The 20557-nt window shown below is 51.3% G+C and carries 16 protein-coding genes and 1 riboswitch; of the genes, 12 read left to right on the forward strand and 4 right to left on the reverse strand.

The annotated features are described in order from the left end of the window. On the forward strand, positions 1-282 hold a 282-nt coding region (locus H528_RS14585), incomplete at its 5' end, for a hypothetical protein (protein WP_033396059.1). Positions 283-443: 161 nt separating this feature from the next. Here H528_RS14585 and H528_RS0100920 read toward each other — a convergent pair. From H528_RS0100920 to H528_RS12065, 3 genes are read right to left on the reverse strand one after another with little or no spacing between them, the layout of a single operon-like run. Continuing rightward, a complete protein-coding gene (locus H528_RS0100920; protein ID WP_022852475.1) occupies positions 444-1235 on the reverse strand; it encodes an ABC transporter substrate-binding protein in 792 nt (263 codons plus the stop codon). Position 1236: 1 nt separating this feature from the next. Next, positions 1237-1995 (reverse strand): ABC transporter ATP-binding protein, encoded by a 759-nt coding sequence (locus H528_RS12060; protein ID WP_022852476.1) that lies wholly within the window; start codon positions 1993-1995, stop codon positions 1237-1239. After that, on the reverse strand, positions 1982-2944 hold the full coding sequence (locus H528_RS12065) for a FecCD family ABC transporter permease (protein ID WP_022852477.1): 963 nt from the start codon (positions 2942-2944) through the stop codon (positions 1982-1984). The genes H528_RS12060 and H528_RS12065 overlap by 14 nt, the downstream gene beginning before the upstream one ends. A gap of 40 nt (positions 2945-2984) precedes the next feature. Here H528_RS12065 and H528_RS0100935 point away from each other — a divergent pair, with 40 nt between their 5' ends. Genes H528_RS0100935 through cobJ form a run of 5 tightly spaced genes read left to right on the forward strand, consistent with a single transcriptional unit; the run spans position 2985 to position 8604 of the window. Then, on the forward strand, positions 2985-3860 hold the full coding sequence (locus H528_RS0100935) for a precorrin-8X methylmutase (RefSeq protein ID WP_022852478.1): 876 nt from the start codon (positions 2985-2987) through the stop codon (positions 3858-3860). Next, positions 3844-4932 carry a cobalt-precorrin-5B (C(1))-methyltransferase CbiD gene (cbiD, locus tag H528_RS0100940; protein WP_022852479.1) on the forward strand — a complete coding sequence of 363 codons (1089 nt, stop codon included), beginning with the start codon at positions 3844-3846 and terminating at the stop codon, positions 4930-4932. The genes H528_RS0100935 and cbiD overlap by 17 nt, the downstream gene beginning before the upstream one ends. Continuing rightward, the gene (locus tag H528_RS12070) at positions 4922-6139 is read left to right on the forward strand and encodes a bifunctional cobalt-precorrin-7 (C(5))-methyltransferase/cobalt-precorrin-6B (C(15))-methyltransferase (protein WP_022852480.1); all 1218 of its coding nucleotides are present in this window, start codon (positions 4922-4924) and stop codon (positions 6137-6139) included. The genes cbiD and H528_RS12070 overlap by 11 nt, the downstream gene beginning before the upstream one ends. Before the next feature lie 10 nt (positions 6140-6149). Then, entirely contained in the window at positions 6150-6887 is a 738-nt protein-coding gene (locus H528_RS0100950; protein ID WP_028845714.1) for a cobalt-precorrin-4/precorrin-4 C(11)-methyltransferase, read from the forward strand. After that, positions 6874-8604 (forward strand): precorrin-3B C(17)-methyltransferase, encoded by a 1731-nt coding sequence (gene cobJ, locus H528_RS0100955; protein WP_051132458.1) that lies wholly within the window; start codon positions 6874-6876, stop codon positions 8602-8604. The genes H528_RS0100950 and cobJ overlap by 14 nt, the downstream gene beginning before the upstream one ends. Positions 8605-8861: 257 nt before the next feature. Here the strand turns inward: cobJ and H528_RS0100960 are convergent, their stop codons facing one another. Next, positions 8862-11192, reverse strand: a complete 2331-nt coding sequence (locus H528_RS0100960; protein ID WP_022852483.1) for a putative bifunctional diguanylate cyclase/phosphodiesterase — start codon at positions 11190-11192, stop codon at positions 8862-8864. Positions 11193-11543: 351 nt separating this feature from the next. Further along, positions 11544-11782: riboswitch (cobalamin riboswitch) on the forward strand. A 110-nt stretch (positions 11783-11892) separates the two neighbouring features. On the opposite strand from H528_RS0100960, the gene H528_RS0100965 reads away from it, so the two are divergent. The 6 genes from H528_RS0100965 to H528_RS12080 all read left to right on the forward strand — a co-directional run bounded on the left by H528_RS0100965 (position 11893) and on the right by H528_RS12080 (position 20440). Next, the gene (locus tag H528_RS0100965; protein WP_022852484.1) at positions 11893-13755 is read left to right on the forward strand and encodes a TonB-dependent receptor plug domain-containing protein; all 1863 of its coding nucleotides are present in this window, start codon (positions 11893-11895) and stop codon (positions 13753-13755) included. 96 nt (positions 13756-13851) lie between these two features. Beyond that, the gene (locus H528_RS12075) at positions 13852-15057 is read left to right on the forward strand and encodes an adenosylcobinamide amidohydrolase (protein ID WP_022852486.1); all 1206 of its coding nucleotides are present in this window, start codon (positions 13852-13854) and stop codon (positions 15055-15057) included. After that, positions 15054-16820: a hypothetical protein gene (locus tag H528_RS0100980; RefSeq protein ID WP_022852487.1), complete on the forward strand. Its 1767-nt coding sequence runs from the start codon at positions 15054-15056 to the stop codon at positions 16818-16820. Before H528_RS12075 ends, H528_RS0100980 begins: the two co-directional genes overlap by 4 nt. Further along, positions 16817-18181: an ABC transporter ATP-binding protein gene (locus H528_RS0100985; protein WP_022852488.1), complete on the forward strand. Its 1365-nt coding sequence runs from the start codon at positions 16817-16819 to the stop codon at positions 18179-18181. Before H528_RS0100980 ends, H528_RS0100985 begins: the two co-directional genes overlap by 4 nt. Further along, the gene (locus tag H528_RS0100990; RefSeq protein ID WP_022852489.1) at positions 18178-19008 is read left to right on the forward strand and encodes an energy-coupling factor transporter transmembrane component T family protein; all 831 of its coding nucleotides are present in this window, start codon (positions 18178-18180) and stop codon (positions 19006-19008) included. The genes H528_RS0100985 and H528_RS0100990 overlap by 4 nt, the downstream gene beginning before the upstream one ends. Continuing rightward, positions 18959-20440 (forward strand): WD40 repeat domain-containing protein, encoded by a 1482-nt coding sequence (locus tag H528_RS12080; protein WP_157608054.1) that lies wholly within the window; start codon positions 18959-18961, stop codon positions 20438-20440. The genes H528_RS0100990 and H528_RS12080 overlap by 50 nt, the downstream gene beginning before the upstream one ends. Positions 20441-20557: the final 117 nt, after the last annotated feature.

Here is a 20557-nt window from a genome sequence, read left to right on the forward strand (position 1 = left end):
GGATCCGTTCCTATTTTTCGTTCCGAAAAATGGGAACGGTTGCTTGATCAGGGAGCTGGTATTGCGAGCGCCCTTTTTTCCGTCATTGCGAGCGAAGCGAAGCAATCTCATGAGATCACTTCGGCGTGCGATAGCACGCCTCGTGATGACGGTGTAGCTGGGATCGCGCGGGCGTACAAGTTGCCTCGTGATGGGCGAAGGGCTGAAGGAGCTCCCATTTTTGTCATTCTGAGGGAACTTCTTTTTTGTCATTCTGAGGGAACTTCTTTTTTGTCATTCTGAGGGAACTTCTTTTTTGTCATTCTGAGGGAGCGATTTTCTTTTGTCATTCTGAGGGAGCGCGAGCGACCGAAGAATCCACAGGTCGATTAATGGATCCTTCGCCTGGCCCTTCGCTTCGCTCAGGGCTTCGGCTCAGGATGACAGAAAGAGGAAAGGAAGCTTCATTTTTTCATATGTTCGTAAAAAACCTTGTTAAGTTCTAACACCGCGTCAAAGGCGTTAAGCCCTGGACGGGCAAATTCTTTTTCGTCAACTTTTACCACTACGCTTTTTAAGGCCCTGAAATAAGGCCTTTCTTTGGGCGGTGTGGGTCTGCGGTTCATCGGGCCTACCTGGTAGATATAAAAATCAGGGGCAAGGCTTAGGACCTTTTCTGGAGAGATCTGCACGTGTTTTTTGGGGACTTTGACGAGGTTTCGCCCACCAGCATGCCAAATGATATCGGAAACAATGCTCTTTTCACCGGCTACTTTCAGCGGCACACTCATGACCTCATAAACCACCCCTGGCCGACGAGGAAGGGGCCTTACCTGGCGGAGTTTTTCGCTTAACTTGCCTGCCAGGGCCTTAGCCTCTTTTTCGCGGCCAAGGAGATGCCCAAGTCTTTCAATAGAGGCCAGAATTTCTTCCAGGCTTCGTGGATCATAGCGAAACACCCTGGCCTTAAACCTTCTTGCGGCCTCGTAAGGGAAAGCCCGCTTTGAGCCGCAAATAATGAAATCAGGCTTAAGGGCCTTTATGAGCTCAAGGTTAGGCCGCAGGTGTGAGCCAACTCGTATGGCCTGTGGGAATTCGTGGTCCGTGCGCGTAACCCCTACCACGTGCGCCTCAGGCACTCCTAAAGCCTTAACAATCGGGCTTGCCGCCGCATAAAGAATCACAATCCTTTCCACACAAAAGGCCTCTGTCGGTAATAAAGCCAATAAAATCAAGGCAAACAGGGCTTTTTTCATGTCAAACCTCCGTAGAGACCAGCACATTACCCTGTTTTTTGAAAAATTTGACCCTGACCTCTAACACCTGAGACAGAATTTTTTCGTCAATCTCGGCCACAGGCCCCTTAAAAGAAAGCCTCCCCTCCTTAAAGAGCAACAGGTAATCGGCGTATTTAAGGGCCATGGCAAGGTCGTGGAGCACCATAAGGCAAAGGGCCTTTTCTTTCTGGAGATAAGCCCTTATCGAACGCAAGATGGCGTGCTGGTGTTTTAGATCCACCCCGTTTAGAGGCTCATCAAGCAGGAGCACCCTTGCGCCCCTTACCATGGCGCGCGCAAGAAGCGTGCGCTGTTTTTCTCCGCCAGAAAGCGAGGTAAAAAGCCTTTTTTTAAGGGGCAAAAGCTCAAATTCCCTTAGCCAGAAATCCACCAGGGCCTGGTCTTCCTGGCGGTATGAACCCTGTTTAAGCCTTGGGAAACGCCCGGTAAGCACCACGTAGCCAACCTCAAAGGGAAGCCCAAGACGGCTTTCCTGGGGAAGATAGGCAATGAGCCCGTAGCGCTCTTTCTCGTTAAGCTCACTAAAATCACGGCCGCAGAGAAAATAGGCACCTTTGTAGCTTCTTAGCCCGGCAAGGGCAGTAAGAAAGGTAGATTTGCCACTTCCATTTGGCCCCAAAATGGCGGTAAGGCTCCCGGCCCCAAGGCAAAGCTCAGGGACCTTCACCCTGAAGTCTCCGGCTGAGGTTTCAAAACTCTCAAGCTTAATCAAGCACATAAAGCTCCCTTTTGCGCTTAAGAAGCAGGTAAAGAAAAAAAACACCCCCAAGGAGCGAGGTGAAAACGCCCACGGGTAGTTCTTCACCCCCAGCAAGCACCACCCGGGAAAGCAGGTCGGTATTTATCATGAAAACCGCTCCCAGAAGACAGGAAAAGACAAGGAGTTTTTTAGCCTGGTAAAGACCAAGGAGCCTTAAGACATGGGGTACGATAAGGCCTACAAAGCCGATAATGCCTGCAAAAGACACACTTACCGCGGTAAGGAGCGCCCCTAGGAACAAAAGCTCTTTGCGCAGGCGGTCTATGTTAAGGCCGCTTGTGCGGGCGGTCTCGTCGTCAAAGGCCATGAGGTCAAGGGCAAGGCTTCTTGGCCAGATTAACAAAAGGCTCACCAGGACCACGCCCTCTAGGATGGCAACCTTTTCCCAGGAGGCGTTTTGAAAGCCACCCATAAGCCAAAACACGATAGAAGCCACGGCGTCTTCACTCAAAAACTTAAGAAAGCTAATGGCAGCCGAGGAAAAGGTGCTTACCACAATGCCGGCCAAGATCATGGATACGGGAAGAAGCCTTCCCCGAATAGAGGCCACCCGAAACACCACCAAAAGCCCGAGGAGGGCGGCCAAAAGGGCTGCTGGGAGCATAAGGGCGGCTGCCCCCACAAAAAGGGCAAGCACGGCCCCAAGAGCAGAAGAAGCCGCCGCCCCGGTGGTAAAGGCATCAGCCAGGGGGTTTTGCATGACGTACTGGAAAAAGAGCCCGGAGACCGAAAGTGACACCCCCACCAGGGCCGCCAGAAGCACCCTCGGGACCCTTACCTCCCAGAAAATTTTCCTGGCCACCCCTTTAAGGGGCCAGGCAAGCTCAACTGCCCCAAAACGCAGACCAAGTGCCAGCGAAAGCAAAAGAAGCACCATGAGCAGGATAAAAAGTGAGCCTTCACGCAAATTCTTGCTCCTCTAAGAGGCTTCATTTAAACTTGTGCCCATGCCCCAGGCCCTTTTCTGGATAACAAACGCCAGTATAAAGTCCCTTTTCTTGCCTTTAAAGGGGCCTATCCAGGTGATAACCCCGAAAGAACTCCCCAAAGCCCTTAAAAATAACCCCTTTAGCAGCATCTATCTCTGGGTTGATGACCCTGAACTTGCTCAAAAAACAAAAGACCTGGCCGCCCAATTCCCGGAAAAAGAGATAACGTTCCTTGAGACGCAAGAGGAGGCCTTATCCCTTGGCCTTTCGTTACTTGCCGATGGCCTTGCGCCTGAAGACATAGAACGCTTAAGCTTTGAGATAATCGGAAACCTTATGCCCTCTGTCCCTAAAGACCTTTTACTTCTTCCGGTGCTAAAAAGGGTAATCCACGCCACAGGAGATCCTTCTTTTGGCCGCACCCTTTGTTTTTCAAGCAATGCCCTGAGTTTTGGCATGGAGGCCCTTAAGGCAGGCAAACACATCCTGGTGGACGTAGAGATGCTCAGTGCCGGGGTAAACAAGAAAAGGCTTTCTGCCCTTGGGGGCAAAGTGCTTTGCGGGCTCTCAGAGGTAAAAAGCCCTCTTCCCGGAAAAACCCGCACCGAGACCGCTATCGAGACCATGCTGGCAAAGCACCCGGACATTGGCATCGTGGCCGTGGGAAACGCCCCTACCGCACTTTTGGCCACCTTGCGTTTTTTGCGTAAAAACCCGCGCGAGCTCCTCATCGTTGGGCTTCCGGTAGGTTTTGTAAAGGCGGCTGAGGCCAAGCTACTTTTACGCCTGCATAAAGGGCCTTACATTACCAACTTTGGCCCCCGGGGAGGCACCCCGGCAGCGTGTGCTATTTTGAACGCCCTTATTGGTCTTGCCCATGAAAAAGAGGCTTAGGACCGGCTACACCACCGGGGCTTGTGCCGCTGCGGCCACCAAGGCCGCCCTGCTTTACCTGCTTTCTGGCAAAAGGCCCACAAAAGTCGAGCTAACGCTTCCCACGGGGACCAAAATCCCCATCCCGGTGGCAGAGGTCTTTAAAAACAGCAAAGGGGTGCAGGCCACGGTGATAAAAGACGCTGGAGACGACCCAGACGTGACAAACGGCGCCGAAATAGTGGCCAGGGTGCGCCTTCTCACGGAGCAAAAAATCCTGATCCGCGGGGGAAAGGGCGTAGGCGTGGTGACCAAACCCGGGCTTCCCGTGCCCCCTGGCGAGCCTGCCATAAACCCTACCCCGCGCCAAATGATCGAACAGGCCGCCCGGGAGGTCTTAGAAAACGGCCAGGGCGCGGAGATCACCATAATCGTCCCAGAAGGCGAAAAGCTTGCCCAAAAGACCCTTAACCCCCGGCTTGGTATCGTGGGAGGTATTTCCATCCTTGGCACCACGGGCCTTGTTAAGCCTGTTTCCGCTGAGGCCTGGCTGGCCACCATTGAGACAAGCCTGAGTGTGGCCAGGGCCCTTGGTCTTGAACAGGTAGTACTTTCCTTTGGGCGCGCCTCAGAGCTCTCTCACATGAAACACTTTGGCTTTCCCGAGGAGGCTTACGTGCCCATGGGAGACTACGTGGAGTTTTCCGTAAAGGCCGCCTTCCGTTACGGCTTCAAAAAAATCGACCTCTGCGGCCAGTGGGCCAAGCTTTTAAAATGCGCGCTTGTGGCGGAAAACCCACCTGCTGTGCCAGAAGACTACGGCTTTACCACCCACGTGCGCCACGGCATGGTACGCCCTGATGAGGCCCAAAGGGCCTTTGCCAGATGGGGCATAAAGCTCCCTGAGCTTCCCCCGCTAAATACCGCCCGCGAGCTCCTGTTATTTATCCAAAAAATGCCTGAAAACTTGCAAAAAGAGGTCTTTTCCGCGGTATTAAAAAGGGTTAAAAAGCTCGCCCAGGCCTTTGCCCCAGAGGTAGAAACCAGGGTTGTCCTTATATCCTACCAGCGGGAGGTGCTCTTTGTGCTTTAAAATTTCCCTCATCGGTGTTTCAGGAGAAGGCCTTAGCGCCCAATCACAAGCCCTCCTTGAGAAAGCAGAAAAAATCATCTGCGCAAAGGGCCTTTTGTCTCGCTTTAAATTACCTGACATGAAAAAGGTCTTAACCTACCAGAAGCTCGAAGAGGCCCTTTTTCTGCTCAAAGAAGCCCAGAAAGAAGGCTATCCCGTGGCCTTTCTGGCAAGCGGTGATCCGCTTTTTTTCGGCATTGGGCGTCTGCTGCTCAAGCACTTTGGTCCAGAGGTGATTGAGATTTTTCCGGCGCTTAGTTCAGTCCAGCTTGCCGCCTCTCGATTCAAAATCCCCTGGGATGACTTCTTTTTTGTGAGCCTCCACGGCGCATCCCGCAAGAAACGAAGCTTTTTGCTGGAAGAAATCCCGGGGCTGCTTCGTGTTTACGGAAAAGTAGGAGTCTTTACCGACCCTGTGAACACCCCTTCCCGTCTTGCCGCCTACTTAAAAGACCGGGTTCTTAAAGAAGACTTAACGGTCTTTGTGGCTGAACGCCTGGGCTTTCCCGAAGAAAAGCTCTATCAAGGCACAGCAGCAGAATTTGCCGCAAAGGAATTTGCCCACCCAAACCTGGTCTTTTTGGTCTATTCCCGCCCAAAAGAGGCCTTTTTTGGGCTTTCAGACCGGGAAATTGCCCACCCTGAAGGCCTTCTGACCAAAGAAGAAGTGCGGGCCGTGGTGGTGCACAAGCTAAGGCTCCCTGAGCAAGGAGTTTTCTGGGATGTGGGCGCAGGGGCCGGGGGGATATCCTGTGAAGTGGCAGCGCTTAAGCCGCTTCTCAGGGTCTTTTCTGTGGAAAAAGAAAAGGCCCGTTTCGAACTCCTTTGCCAAAACAGAAAACACCTTGGGCTCCTTAACCTTGAGCCTGTTAAAGGCTTTGCCCCGCAAGTGCTTTTTGATCTTCCCTCGCCTGAACGGGTTTTTATTGGCGGCTCAGGGGGCAAGCTTTTGGAAATACTTGAACTTTGCTGCCAGAGGACCCGAGGCCGTATTGTGGCCACCTTCACCCTTCTTGAAAATTTTTCCCTGGCCCTTGACTTTTTTAAGTCCAGAGGCATGCTCAAAGAAGTCATCGAGCTTCAGGTAAGCCGCAGCAAGGCCCTTTCTGCCGGCCAATTTTTAAAGGCTCTTAATCCGGTGTTTGTCGTGGTGGCTGAGCCCTGCTAAAATGGCCGCCATGGCCAAGGTGTTTTTCATAGGTGCAGGCCCAGGGGGCGACCCGGAGCTCCTTACCGTAAAAGCGGCCCGGATAATCAAAAAGGCACCCCTTGTCATTTACGCCGGAAGCCTTCTTCACGAACGCCTGCTCTCGGGCCTTGAGGCCGAGGTCATAAATTCACACGGCCTAAGCCTTGAAGAGCTGCTTGACATCATGTCGCAGGCCGTGGCGAAGGGAAAAAACGTCGCCAGGCTCCACAGCGGGGACACCGCCTTTTACAGCGCCCTTAACGAAGAGGCAGCCGGGCTTCGGGAAAGGGGCATCCCTTACGAAGTGATCCCCGGCGTGAGCTCAGCCTCCCTTGGGGCCGCACGCCTCGGCCTTGAGCTTACCATGCCCGAGGTGTCCCAGACCGTGGTCTTTACCCGCCTTGGGGGCAAGACCCCAGGGCCAAGCCTTGAAGACCTGGCCTATTTCGCCCGAGAAGATACCACTCTTGTCATCTTTTTGAGTGTGGCCCGGGCACGCGAGATAGAAGCCGCCCTCCTTAAAAGGCTTCCCCCGGAGACCCCGGTGGTGGTGGCGGAAAAACTGGGCTACCCGGAAGAGCGCCTTCTTAAGGGGAGCTTGGCAGAGCTTGGGACCCTGGTTGAAAAAGCAGGGATCAGGCAAACCGCCCTAATTTACGTGGGCAAGGCCCTTTTGGCAGCTGAAAAACCCCAAAAAACACGCTCTAAGCTTTATGGACCCAAATAAACCGCTAGCGCTTTTTTACCTGACCCCAAGAGGCCGCCTGGTGGCGGAAAAGCTTGCCAACTATTTTCCCGAGGCCCAGGTCAAAAAGTTTAACCCAAACGAGCTTGCCAGGGACTGGGAAACGGCAGGCGCCCTGGTTTTCATTATGGCCTGTGGTATCGTGGTGCGTGCCATTGTCCCGCTTATAAAGAGCAAAAAAACCGACCCTGCTGTGCTGGTTATCGACGAGGAAGGCACTTCTGTGATAAGCCTTCTTTCCGGTCACCTTGGCGGGGCGAATGAACTTTGCCGGGAAGTAGCGGCCATCCTTGCGGCAAAGCCGGTCATCACCACGGCAAGCGATGTTTCCGGGCTCCCTGCCCTTGATCTGTGGGCCCGTGAAAACAGGCTTACCTTTGAGCCAGAGGCTTTGATCCCCAAGGTCATGACTCGTTATATCCAGGAAAAGACCCTAAAAGTCTATCTCGATTTTCCGGTGCATTTGCCCAGGGGCTTTGAGGAGGTAAAAAACCCCGATGCCGCAGATCTCATCGTTTCCTATCGTCTTTTTCCTGAAAAAAAGGCCCTTTTTGCCCGACCAAAGGTGCTCTTTCTCGGCCTTGGCTTACACGAAGACGCCAGGGCCGAGGAGATAGAAGGCGCGGTAAACGAAGTATTTACACAAAATGGGCTTTCTTTTGCGTCTCTTGCCGCCGTGGCCACGGTGAGCAAAAAGGCTGCGGTAAAAGGGCTTAGCGAATTTGCCCAAAAATACGGGCTAAAGCTTATGGGGATCACCCCTGAGAGCCTGGCCAAGGAATGTGCACGCCTTGGCCTTGCTAATAGCTTTGCCGCAAATACCTCTCTTGGCACGCCAGCAGTGGCTGAGCCCGCGGCCATGTTTGCCGCAGGGGAAAAGGCAAGGCTCCTTATCCCCAAGACCAAGGTCGCTGGCCTTACTCTGGCAGTGGCGGCAAAAGAGACACCCTTTTGGGGAAAACTTTCTATCGTGGGCACCGGGCCTGGAAGCCTTTCCGAGATGACCCCTCTTGCCCGTAAGGCCATAAGAGAAGCCGCCTACGTGGTGGGTTACAAGTGTTATCTTGAACTGATTGCTCCCCTTCTTTCCGGTAAAGAGACTTTTACCTCTGGGATGACCAAAGAAGTTGAACGGGCGCAAAAGGCCATAGAGCTTGCCCGTAAGGGGGCAAAGGTGGCCCTTGTTTGCGGGGGAGACCCGGGTATTTACGCGCTTGCCGGCCTTGTGTTTGAGCTTCTGGCCGAAGACGGAGCACCGCCAGACTTTGAAGTTCAAGTAATTGCCGGGGTTTCGGCCTTAAACGCCGGGGCCGCCCGCCTTGGAGCGCCTCTTACCCACGACTTTGCCGTGATAAGCCTCTCTGACCGCTTAACCTCCTGGGAGACCATTGCAAAGCGCCTGCGCGCCGCAGCTGAGGCCGACTTCGTCCTGGTGCTTTATAACCCCATGAGTCGCACCAGGAAAGAACCTCTTAAAAAGGCCCACCGGCTGCTTCTTAATATTTTGCCAGGAAAGACCCCTGTGGGTCTGGCCCGGGCCATAAGCCGCGAGGGAGAGACCATCTTGCTTACCACTCTTGAAAAACTCCTTGACCACGAAATAGACATGCAGACCACGATTTTTATCGGAAACTCAGAGAGCTTTTGCTTTGGCCCCTGGCTCATCACCCCAAGGGGCTACAAAGGCAAGCGCTTCTAGCTCATAATATCTTTTTGAGACCTTTAAGGCCCGTTTGAGCAACCGTTCCTATTTTTCGTTCCGAAAAATGGGAACGGATCCCTTGCGCTTGTGCTGACAACACTGATCCCGATGTTTTGCAAAGGTCTCCTTTTTCGCAATCATGTGGCGGGGAACTAAAATACCGAATACTTTTGGGGTTATCTTGGACGATATTCCCTTCTTATATTCAACTACATATTCAACTGCAATAAATTTCCGTTCTAAAAATCTGGGGGTCAATTTTGTTTGCGGGACCAGAAGTAAAGTTCTGGATTAAAAGAAGTTAGAAACTGTAAAGCTTCTTCAGCAGGCATAGGGGGTGCAAAATAGAATCCTTGCACTTCGTCTACCCCAAGACCAGTAATGAAAGCCAGCTGTTCCCTGGTCTCTAATCCTTCTGCTACTACATTAAGATCCATCCCGCGGGCCATCGAAACCAGAGCCATGAGCATGACTACATGGTCCCTTTGGTCTGGGACATGTTCAAGAAAGGTACGGTCTATTTTTATGCCTATGCGTCCCAGCTGAAAAAGATGGCGAAAAGAGGAATAGCCAGTGCCGAAATCGTCAAGTACTAGAGCCGCCCCTGCCTCTCGAAGACGATTTATCTCCGCCATGGCCTCGTCTTCCAACAACATGGTCTCCAGAATTTCTAACTCTATTCTTTCAACAGGGATGCTGTAGCGTTTAAGTATTTCCAAAAAATTTAAGGCAAAATTTCCGGACTTGAGCTGTCTCACACTGAGATTTACGGATATTTTTAAAGGGTTTCCAGTCTCTTTCTCTATTTTTCGTGCAAAATCCGCAGCTTGCTCCACCACTTTGTAACCCACATCTATCATAAGCTGACTCTCTTCCAGAACAGGTATAAATTCACCAGGAGGCACGATGCCCCTTTCCTTATCTCGCCAGCGTAAAAGCCCCTCGAATCCGCTTATAGATCTGGAATCCAGGTTTATTTTTGGTTGAAAGAAGAGTTCAAGTTCGTCATTTTTCAAAGCTTTTTCCATCCTAGATAAAAGATTCAGTTTGGCTAGAGAAGTTTTGGCCTTCTCTGCTTCGTAAAACATCAGCCCACCATCCGGAGTTCGCGATACTAATCTTACGGCTGAAGAAGCCTTTGCTAAAATCTCCCTGGGAGAACGACCGTGTTCCGGCCATATAGATACTCCTAGCCCAAAGTTTAGACGTATATTCTGCTTTTCAATTTCGAAAGGTCGTGAGAGTGTTTGTCTCAGTTTTTCAAGGTATTTAGACAACTCGTCAAGAAAAGAAAACTTAATGGTTACAGCAAATTCGTCAGCTCCCACCCTACCTACTATTCCCTCTCGACCCAAAAATTCTGTTAGACGTCTCGCAATTTCTTTCAGAATTTCATCTCCTTTGATATGCCCCAAAATTTGATTGATTTCAGAAAAGTGTACTATGTCTGTGACTATTATAGCTAGTTTATGATTTTTGTTTCCATTGAACCGGAAAAATTTTTCTACAGACCTAAGAAAACCTCTCGCGTTAGGAAGTGAAGTTATTTCATCTATGTAAAGTTTATATTCTAAGTTTTTCTGATATTTAAGACGTTTAAAGGTCACGCTTAGATCTCTACTTATCTCTTGAAGAATCTGGATTTCGTCAGGTAAAAAGTAATTTTTTTCCTTGTGATACAGAAAAAGAGCTCCGTATAGGTCTTTTTCGTCATGAATTGGCACTACCGCGATAGAGTTAAGACCGTGTTTTTGTAGAAATTCCCTTAGGGAGCCTAAATTTTCATTTTTCGACACTTCGTTAATGACTATTGGTTCTTTACTTAAGAATTTCTCAAGATATGGTTTAAGATTTCCTCTAAAAGCGTTTAAAGATTGAGGAATTTCTTTTAACCGGGGGTGATCTTCAGGAAATCCCCCCACAAAGATTAGTTTTTCTCCTTTAAGACGTCCTATCCATGCTAGACTGAGGCCAAGGTTTTCTACCATGGCTAGACAGAATTTTTGGGCAAGATCCCGTTCCGTTAAATCCTCTGCGGAAAGGAAAAAGTTTATCTCCCGTAAGGTGGCCAGAAAACGGGCCTGACGTTCGGAAAGCCATAGGCTTTTTTGCAAGTCTCTTATAGATAGATAATAAAATTCTTCGGCTAGCATGACCCCTAAACATTCAAAAAAACGCGCCAAATTGGCTTTTAGCGCTAAAAAATCGGTTTTTTCTAATTTATCCATAAAAAGATCTCTTATTTTTAAAAGGGCTGCCATGAAGACAGAGAGTCTGACACCGTTACGGTAATGTAGATAAGCTACATGATGCAAACGAGCCCAAAACTCTTTGCTGAAGGGATTACGCAAGGCATCCCTAAAAAAAGAGGTCCACCTATCTATAAATTCGTTATAGGCCTCGGGGTTGTCCAAAATCTTGTGGAGTATTTTTTGAGCCTCTACGTCTTCCTGAACATATTCATAAATGCTCATCCATATTTCTTTAAAATCCAGCAAATCTGCCAGGGATTGAAATTCGTTCAACTCTTTTGGACTGGAAAAACCGAACTTTTTAAGACACTTCATAATATTTTTAGCGGTCATGGCACCTCTCCCATTTAGAATAGTATTTATTTCTGTGAGACCTTTGCAAAACATCTTTTCTTAATGCCCATTCAAGGATCCGTTCCTATTTTTCGTTCCAAAAAATGGGAACGGATCCCTTGCGCTTGTGCTGACAACACTGGTCCCAACAATTTTGCAAAGATCTCTTTTGTATGTATTTATTTTTGTATGAATCGGATATTTCTATGAAGTCCTATAGCTTCTCTTAAAGGAGTTATTGGTTTTCAGAGGTGCTACTGTGTAAGTCCGCTACCATTTTTCTCATCTCTTAAGCTGAACTTTGCTCATAAAATTCTAGGGTAGACAGCTGTAGGCTATTTTGGTAATAGAAATTTTTGTTCCTTTTCGGGTGTCGGGAAGTCCGGTGAAAATCCGGCGCTGGCCCGCAACCGTAACCGGGGACGAAAGCCGCTAACCCGTTATGGCGAGTAGCGAGTAGCATTTTTACCACTCGCCAGGACGGGTGACAGGCCACTGGGGCTGGAGGCCAGAGGGTCGAAGGCCCTGGGAAGGCGCGGCGAGTAGGATGATCCGGAAGCCGGGAGACCGGCCCGAAAAGGCCAAGGAAGCGGAGCTTCGGGGCTAACTGCTCCGTTTCCGAAAAGGCCTATTCCCCTGCCTTTTTCGGAAACACCTCCCGAAGCTCCCTTCTTCAAAAAAATTTGAAGGAGGGAGTGTTATGAAGAAGTCCTGGGTTTTAGGTACTTGGTTCTGGGTGTTTGGTTTTGGGTGTTTGTTGCTTGGGGTTTTGTTTTCGGTCTTATTTTCCGGGCAAGTCCTTGCCGAAGAAGCAACTCCCCTTGGCGAAGTAGTGGTCACCGCCACGAGGACCCCTGAAGCCCTTGAGAAGGTGCCTTCAAGTGTCACGGTTATTACCGCAAAAGAACTGAAAGAAAAGGGCATTGAGACGTTAACCGACGCCCTGCGCGAGGCCCCGGGCCTAAACATCCTGCAAAACGGCTTTGGGGGCCTTGCTTCCACCTTTTTGCGTGGCGCGGAAAATGGCCAGAGTGTAATCCTCATCGATGGTGTTCCGGTTTATGATCCAAGTGGCACGGCTAAAGGTGATTTTTCTTCCTTTATCCCACATCTTTCCGTGGACGAGATCGACCGCATAGAGATCGTGCGCGGGCCCCAAAGTGTGCTCTACGGTTCAAACGCCATGGCCGGGGCCATAAACATCATCACCAAAAGGGCGCAAAAGACCGGCGCCTTCCTCGCGGGAGAATACGGCTCATATCGCACCTTTTTTGAAAGGGCTTCCTTTAACCTTGCCAGAGAAAACACAAGCCTTTCCCTTAGCCTCAGCAAAAAGGACAGCAAAGGCATGACCAAAATGCTCTCTGAGCCAGATACCGACGCTTACCACAACGGAAACGTGGCTGCCAAGCTAACCCATGCCTTTAACGAAAGGCTCGCATGGGGGGCCTCTTTTCTTTTTTCGCAGGCTTCCCACGACTTAGACGGTGGGAACCAAAAAGAAAAGAATAACCTTGGCTTTTTCAAAACTAATCTTGACTGGCAGGTAACCCCTCAAATCAAACAGCACCTTGATTTTTCTCTTAGCTCTACCCGCCGCGAATATGACCAGGGGGCAGGTGGCCTTTATAAGGGAAGGCTTACCCGCTTTTCCTGGCAGAGCGAATTTTTGCCGAAAGAACCAGCAAAATTCATCGCAGGTTTTGACTACCAAAAAGAAAAGGCCGAAATCGACTCGCCGTGGGGAGCGCCTTTTGACGAAACAGCATACGAATGGGCACCTTTTGCCGAGGCCATTTTAGATTTAAAAAAGGCTGTGCTAACCCTTGGTGTGCGCTACACCAAACACGAAACCGCAGGAGACAAAGTTACCTACCGCGTGGCGGCAGCAGCTTTCCCTGTGGAAAGTATCAAGCTTCACGCAAGTTACGGCACGGGCTTTCGCACCCCAGGCCTTTTTCAACTTTACGACCCCTCTTACGGAAACAAAGACCTTAAGCCTGAAAAGTCCTGGGGTTATGATGCCGGGGTTACCTTTTACGCTCCTGACCAGAAGGCTTCCCTGGACCTTACTTACTTTTATAACAAATTTGAAGACATGATCGATCTTTATCCCCCTTATCCTCAACCTGGATGGTGGAACGGGAAATATATAAATTTAACAGGCTATACCAAAACTTACGGGGTAGAAGCCACGGCTGAAGTGCGTTTGTTTGAGTGGCTTAAGCTTTCAGCCGCCTACCAGTGCCTTTCTGCCAAAAAAGCAAACGACGAAGACTTAGACAGGCGCCCCAGGAACAAGGCCAGCCTGGCTGCGACTTTCTATCTGCCCGAAGAGAAAGGCTCGCTTACCTTCCGTGGTCTTTACGTAGGACGCTACAAAGACGGTTCTCACGAAATGGGCAAATACTTTGTGGCCTATCTCTCAGGCATCTATAACGTAAATAAGTCGCTTAGCCTTTCTGCCCGGATAGATAACCTCTTTGATAAAGACTATCAGGAAGTTTACGATTACAAGACCCCAGGCCGCAGCATTTACGTAGGGCTTTCTTACCGTTGGTAACGCCAATTAGAGCTCCCCTGGGCAGAAAAGGCCCATGGGGGCTTTTTTTATTTTTTTACCTTTTATTAAGCTTTCAAAAAATTCTGGAGATACCACATGGCCTACGTGAAAATCGCTACACCCTATCCCGGGCTTGAGATATATCGAGGAGAAAAAGTCATTTACGCCGCGCTTAAAAGCCCGCACCAGGTAATTTCAACCTGTCGGGTAAACGGCGGCATACGTTCGGACATCTCCTTTGTGGCCAACCACCAGGCCTGTGAACCAAAGCCTTGCCACCCAGAGGCTCATAAAAAGTGTCTGGCCATCCGCGACCCCCTGGCCTACCATCGCTTCATCTGCGAATACCACGGGCTTTTGCCGGAAAAGACCGTGCTCCTTGGCACCGCGGCCAACATGACCATGGCCGGCCTAGCCAGGGAAAGCTTCCCATTGCCTGACGGGGAAGAATTGCTTGTCTTTTGCCTGGTAACCGCCGGGGTTGAGACCAATGCCGGCCGCGCCGGAGACCCTTCCCAGGTCTGTGAATGGGAAGGAAGATTCCACAAACTTTCGGAGAAAGCCCAAACGGCCTCTGAAAACCAGGGCACCATAAACATCATGGTCTTTATGAACCAGGAGCTTGCCCCCTGTGCCCTGGTTAGGGCGGTGAAGATGGCCACTGAGGCCAAGACCTCGGTGCTTGAAGAGCTCCACGTGCCCTCGCGCTACTCAGAAGGCCTGGCCACAGGGACAGGCACCGATCAGATCGCCATCGCCTCCCTTAGGACCGATCGCAAGCCCCTGCGTGGCGCCGGCAAACACGTAAAGCTAGGGGAGCTCCTGGCAAAAGCCGTGCGCGCGGCCCTTTTTCAGGCCCTTTCTCTCCAAAACAAACGCACCAAGGAGACCATCCGCTACGTGCCAAGGCTTCTGGAACGCTTTGGCCTTGGCGAGGAGGCCCTGCTTTCAGCCCTATCCGCGCACTTAAGCCCTGAGATATACGACTGGTTTTTGCGCAACAAATACGCCCTTTTAAGTGATACCGGGCTTGTCGCCCACGTGCTTTCCTACGTGCACCTCTGGGATCAGGTGCGCTTAAGGCTAATCCCCAAGGACATGCAGGCCGAAGTCCTCCTTGACCAGGCCGCCCTTGTCGCCTGCGCCCTGGCCCAGCGCCGCAAAGATTTTTACCTCCTGTTTAAAGAACTCATCCCCTATCAGGACGACCCCAGAAAGCTCCTGATAGCGGCCCTGGCCAGGGGATTTTGCGCCAAGTGGGAAAACGAACTCGGCAAGACCACCGGGGTGGTTTCCCTGTGAGGTCTAACGCTTACGCCGAAAGTATTGACACTTCTGCCAAGCCCCTTTTCTTGCTAAAGAAGACCCTGGCAGGCTTTTTCTTTTTGTTTTTGATTTGTGCCTGCGCAAGGGATCCTGTATCCTTTAGGGCGCGTTTTACCCCGCTTGGGCTTGAGGTCTCAGGCCTTCCGCCAAGGACTACCCTTGCCCTTTATAACGAAGCGGGAAGGCTTATTCTTTCTTACCCGCCTCTTGCCGGGCCTGACGCACTTTTGGTCTTTCCCTGGAAGCCAGGAAAGACTTACGTCCTGGAGGCCAGAGGGAATAGGCTTTCTCTTAAGGCCCCGGCTACAAAACCCTTTGCCACGGTTTCGGTGATGGCGCCACTTGGGGCACCAGAGAGGCGTTTTTTGCTCTTTCCAGATAAAACGCTTCGGGAAAAGTTTTTGGTCTCAAGCAAAGACCCTTGTGCTGAAATCGGCCTCCTTGTTACGGCCTACCACCCTGGCCTTTCTTTAAAAATAGCTGACGAGGAAGACAGACTTGGCGAGGGCGAAAGAAGGCTTTTTCGCAAGAGGCTTTGTTTTGAAGGGGAAAAACCCATAACCCTTTTGCTAGAAACCAAAAAAGCCAGGGTCTTCTTTTCTTTTACGCGCAAATACGTGTCTCTTAAGGGAAAGATTGAGATAGTCGCCTGGCACCTTCCCACAGACGAGTCCGGGCTAAGTCTGCGTTACCGGCGCGAGGGGCTCATTGTCTTGCCAAACCTTCTTTTTCAGGACCTGGCTTATCGCCTGGGGATAAAAGAAAAGGGCTACTCCCGCTATCTTCCCTATGCCTACCAGACATTGGTGCTCAAAAACAAAAGCCCCATCCCGGTGAACCTTTTGCTTAAGGCCGAGTTTCTTGATCCTAGGACCGGGAAAAGCGCCCTGGGTTTTTACCCCCCGGCCTATGGGGACGGGCACGTAAAAGAGCCTGTGGCCTTTGCCTATCTTGCCCCTTACGGCACGGCCAAGGTGGTGCTTCCCATATATGGCGAGGCCAAACCCGGGGAATACCTCTTTCGCATAAAGGTCTATCCCCTGGGCGAAAAAGATCCCGTCCTTGTAGAAGAACGCCTTGTTGGCGTTACCCAGGGTAAACCCTGGCTTGCCGCAAGCCTTCTTGTGATTATGGCCTGCGGGCTACTCTTTAGCCTTTACGTTATCTTGGGGCACCGCCGCCTGCTAAAAGGCTTTTCCATGAGAGAACTTTCGCTCATGGCCCTTGCCGGCGCGGTGGCCTTTGGCCTTGATTTCCTGGGGGGCACCATCTCAAACATCCTCTACGCCCTTCTTGGGCCTTTCAATGTGCTGGTGGGCGGGCTTATTACCGAAATCATCCACTACGCGGTGTTTACGGCTATTTTCGTCCTGGTGCCTAAACCCGGCTTTGCCACCCTAACCGCCCTTATCCATTATCTCATGGGGGTAGTGCTTTATGGTGGAATGCGGGCTACAGACCCCTTTTTCCTGGGGGCCAAGGTCCTGGTGCTTGAGGCCGCCCTGTTCCTCTTTCTCTGCTACAAAAAGCCCCAGGGCTTGCGCACAGTCATCGCCCTTTCTGTGGCAGATGCCGTGCAGACCTTTTCTTCCCTGGTACTTCACATGACCTTTTACCGGCTCTTTTTCCCGGACTGGTATCTGGTGCTTTCTATCGGGATTAAGGGGTTTTTGTATACGCTCTTTGGGGCAGCCCTTGGGCTTAAGATTGGCGGCTATCTAAAGGAGCTTGAAAGATGACCGTAATTGAAGTGAAGGCCCTTTCCTACCGCTACCCCAAAAGCCCGGGCTCAAACTTAAAAGACATAAGTTTTGCGGTAAGACAGGGCGAAATCTTTTTACTTGCAGGAGAAACCGGCTCAGGCAAAAGCACCCTTATTTCCGTGCTCTGCGGGCTTATTCCCCATGAGGCCGGAGGCGAATTTAAAGGCCTGGTAAAAGTCCTTGGAAAAACCTGGCCTATCTCGCCTGTTAAGCTCTTTCCAGAGGTGACCGTGGTGTTTCAGAGCCCAGCAGAGCAGCTTCTGGCAGACACGGTCTTTGCCGAAGTGGCCTTTGGCCTTGAAAATCTCGGGCTTTCTAAAGAAGTGGTCACTAAACGGGTAAAGAAGGCCCTTGCTGAAGTCGGGCTTTCGGGATACGAAGCCCGGGAAATTTCTTCCCTTTCAGGCGGGGAGCGCCAGCGGGTGGCCATCGCCCAGGCCCTTGCGGTTTCGCCAAAGCTACTTTTGCTTGATGAGCCCCTTTCCCAGCTTGACCCTATGGCCGCACAAACTGTTATGGGTATTTTGAAAAGACTTGCCTCACAGGGCATGACCATCGTCATTGCCGAACACCGCCTGGAATATGTCCTGCCAAGGGTTGATCGGCTACTTTATCTCGAAGAGGGTAGGCCCAAGTTCCTTGGCAAACCAAAAGATTTTACGCCTCCTAAAAAGGAGGTTAAACCCCTGCCCTCCCCGCCTAAAGGGCAAAAGGCCGTTGAGATCAAAAACCTGTACTTTTCCTACCCTAAAAGACCGCCTCTTTTTAGCGGGCTAAACTTTTCTTTTTACCAAGACGAAAAGGTGGCCCTCCTTGGGCCAAATGGTTCGGGAAAGACTACCTTCTTGCATCTTCTGGCCGGATTAAAAAAGCCTGTTAAGGGCGAGATACGCTACCTCCTACCCCAAGACCGAAAAAGGCTTGCCCTTGGTCTTTTGCTCCAGGACCCAGACCTCATGCTCATCCGCACCAAAGTAGCCGAAGAACTCTCTTTTTCCCTGGAAAACCTCGGCTTTACCAGAAAGGAAATAGAGCCTCGGGTGTCTCAGGTAGCAAAGATGCTTCATCTTTTTGATAAGCTTAAACGCGCGCCCTTTTCCCTTTCCCGTGGGGAACGCCTGCGGGTAGCCCTTGGCGCGCTACTTACCGGGCGTCCTCAGGTGCTTTTGCTTGATGAACCCACCACCGCCCAGGATCCCCAAAACGCCCTGCGCTTATTTAAGGCCATAGGGGCAGAGCTTGTCGTCTTTTCCACCCACGACGAAGACCTGGCATACGCCCTTGCCACCCGCATTTTGCGCTTTGAAAAAGGAAAGATTGAGGAGGAAACGCGGTGAAAAGTCTTCATCCTTATACGAAATTCATCCTGGTCTTTGTTATTTCCGGGCTCTCGGTGCTCTTAGACCAGGCTTTTTCTCTTATGGCTCTGGCCCTGGGGTCGGTATTTTTGTTTTTGGCTGCCTGGCCCTCAAGAAGCTGGTTAAAAGGCTTTTTTCTTCTGGTTTCTACTACTGTCTGGGGCATCATGGTAAGTCAGGGGCTCTTTTATCAGGACTTCCCGCGCACCATCGTCTTTTGTCTTGTGCCTCCAAGTGAGACCTTCCCCGGGCTTTGCTTTATCAAGGAGGGCTTTCGTTACGGGCTCATTCAAAGCCTGCGTTTTGTGGCGACCCTTTCGGTCGGGGCCTATCTCATAAATTCAACCTCTACTGAAATGCTTTTTCGGGCTGTGGGGGCGCTTCCTTTGCCCAGAGGCTTAAGCCTTATGGCCGCGGCCTCGGTGCGGGCGCTTCCCCGTCTTGCTGAGGATTTGCATCTGGTGCGCCAGGCTTTAAGGCTAAGGGGTTATCGGCCTTTTCAACGTGGTCTCATCTACACCCTGCGCACGGAAATGGCCGTGGTGTATCCGCTTCTCGTTAGGGCGATAAGGGACTCGCGTACCCTTGCGGATACGCTTCTAACCAGAGGCTTTGATCCCCTGGCCCCGGCTAAAAATTACTTTTTGCCGCCCTGGCCGTGGATGGAAAGGGCCCTTTCCCTGGTGCTTATGGGATTACTTTTGGCGATTTTTTTGGGGAAAATACTTTTTTGGGCCTATCTTCAGGGGGTGTTTTATGCCGAGGTGCTTAGGCCTTTTTATGCTTTTTTTCGTAAATACGTTTAGCTTCTTGCTAGCTGCTAAGGGGGCTTTGGCCTACGATTTGAAAAAAGTTAAGGCCTTTGGGCTTGAGCTTTTGTGGGAAAAAGAGCTTGAAGACGTATCTTTTTATGCCCGTGCTGGGCATCCTGCAGACGCCTGTTTGCGCTTTTCAAAAAACGGCAAAATGCTTGCCCTTGGCACCTTTACCGGAAGGCTCATGCTCTTTTCCGCAGAAAGCGGGCGTCTCATCTGGGAAAAGCGAGTCCCTGAAGGCATGGTAAAAAGGGTGGCCTTTTCAGAGGACGGCCGCGTGCTTTACTACGGGGCCCAGAGCCCGGACGCCGAAGTCTGCGCCCTTGAAACCAAAACAGGAAAAAGGCTTTGGTGTTTTAACACCGCTAAAAGCCTTGAGCGCGGCACCCCGGCCGCCCCGGGCGACATCTATGGTGTTTATCAACTGCCTGGCATTTACCGGCTAAAGGTGCTTCGTAATGGTGATCTCCTGGTGCTTGGGCTTCATTCCTGGTATGACGAGGAAAAGAGCACCTGGCGCAGGCTTTCACGCCTTTGGCGGCTAAGCCCTGCTGGCCAGGTGCGCTGGGCCTACCCTAAAGACGGCCCGGCCCCGGTGACCATGATCTATGCTGATGCTGACCACAAAGGCCAGGTGGTGGCTACCGTTACCCTTATGCCCTCTGAGTATGAGGGGGACAGGCAAAAACCCGGGCCACCTCCCCAAAGCTTTGTTGCTCTTTCTGGACGTAGCGGCAAAGAAATTTTTATTTACCAGCTTACGCCGCTTAAACCCTATTTTAAGCGGGTTTCTGCCTGGGAGTCTGTTGCCGTAAGCCCTGACGGCCACTTTGGGGCCCTGGGGGCAAGCGATGGCAGGCTCTTTATCTTTGACCTTAAGGCCAAAAGGCTACTTCACACCTTAAACCTTGCTACACCCATTGTAATTGGCGGCTTTCCGGTTGCTGCAAGTCTAAGCTACGGGACTTTTGGCGCAAACGGCATTTTCTACGTGGTCTCAGGGGAGAGCACCCTTCCTTACGGCCTTCCCATGGCCGGAGACAAGCCTGCCGGCCCACACCCCAAAGCCCGGATGCTCTTTGCCGTTGAGCCTGCAAGTGCCAAAGTCCTCTGGCAGTTCCCCTCGCCTTTTAAGCTTCAGGGGGTAGCCGTTGACCCGCAAGGGAAAACCCTTGCCGTGGCGGCGGCGGCTTTCAGGCGTGAAGACGTAAGGGTGCGGCAGTTTGGCGTGCTCGTCTTTGACCTGACCCGGCCAGGAGGAGGCCTTACAAGGTTTGCCGGCTATTTCCCCACCCTTGGACCATGCTTTTTTCACCTTGCCGTGTCTCCTGACAGCCGCCTGATTGCGGTGGTGGAAAACCCCTGGCAGGATGAGATGGGAAAGATGTTTGGCTCATACCGCCTGCTGGTGCTAAAACGCTAGCTCGCAACCGTATTTCCTTCCTCACTTGGCTTTCGAGAGTGAGCTTCTAAGCATCATTGTGGCATTCCTGAACCGAAGGCGAAGGATTCACCGAAAGGGGATCCGTTCCCATTTTTC

Source organism: Thermodesulfatator atlanticus DSM 21156, from assembly GCF_000421585.1.
GTDB classification, from domain to species: Bacteria; Desulfobacterota; Thermodesulfobacteria; order Thermodesulfobacteriales; family Thermodesulfatatoraceae; genus Thermodesulfatator; species Thermodesulfatator atlanticus.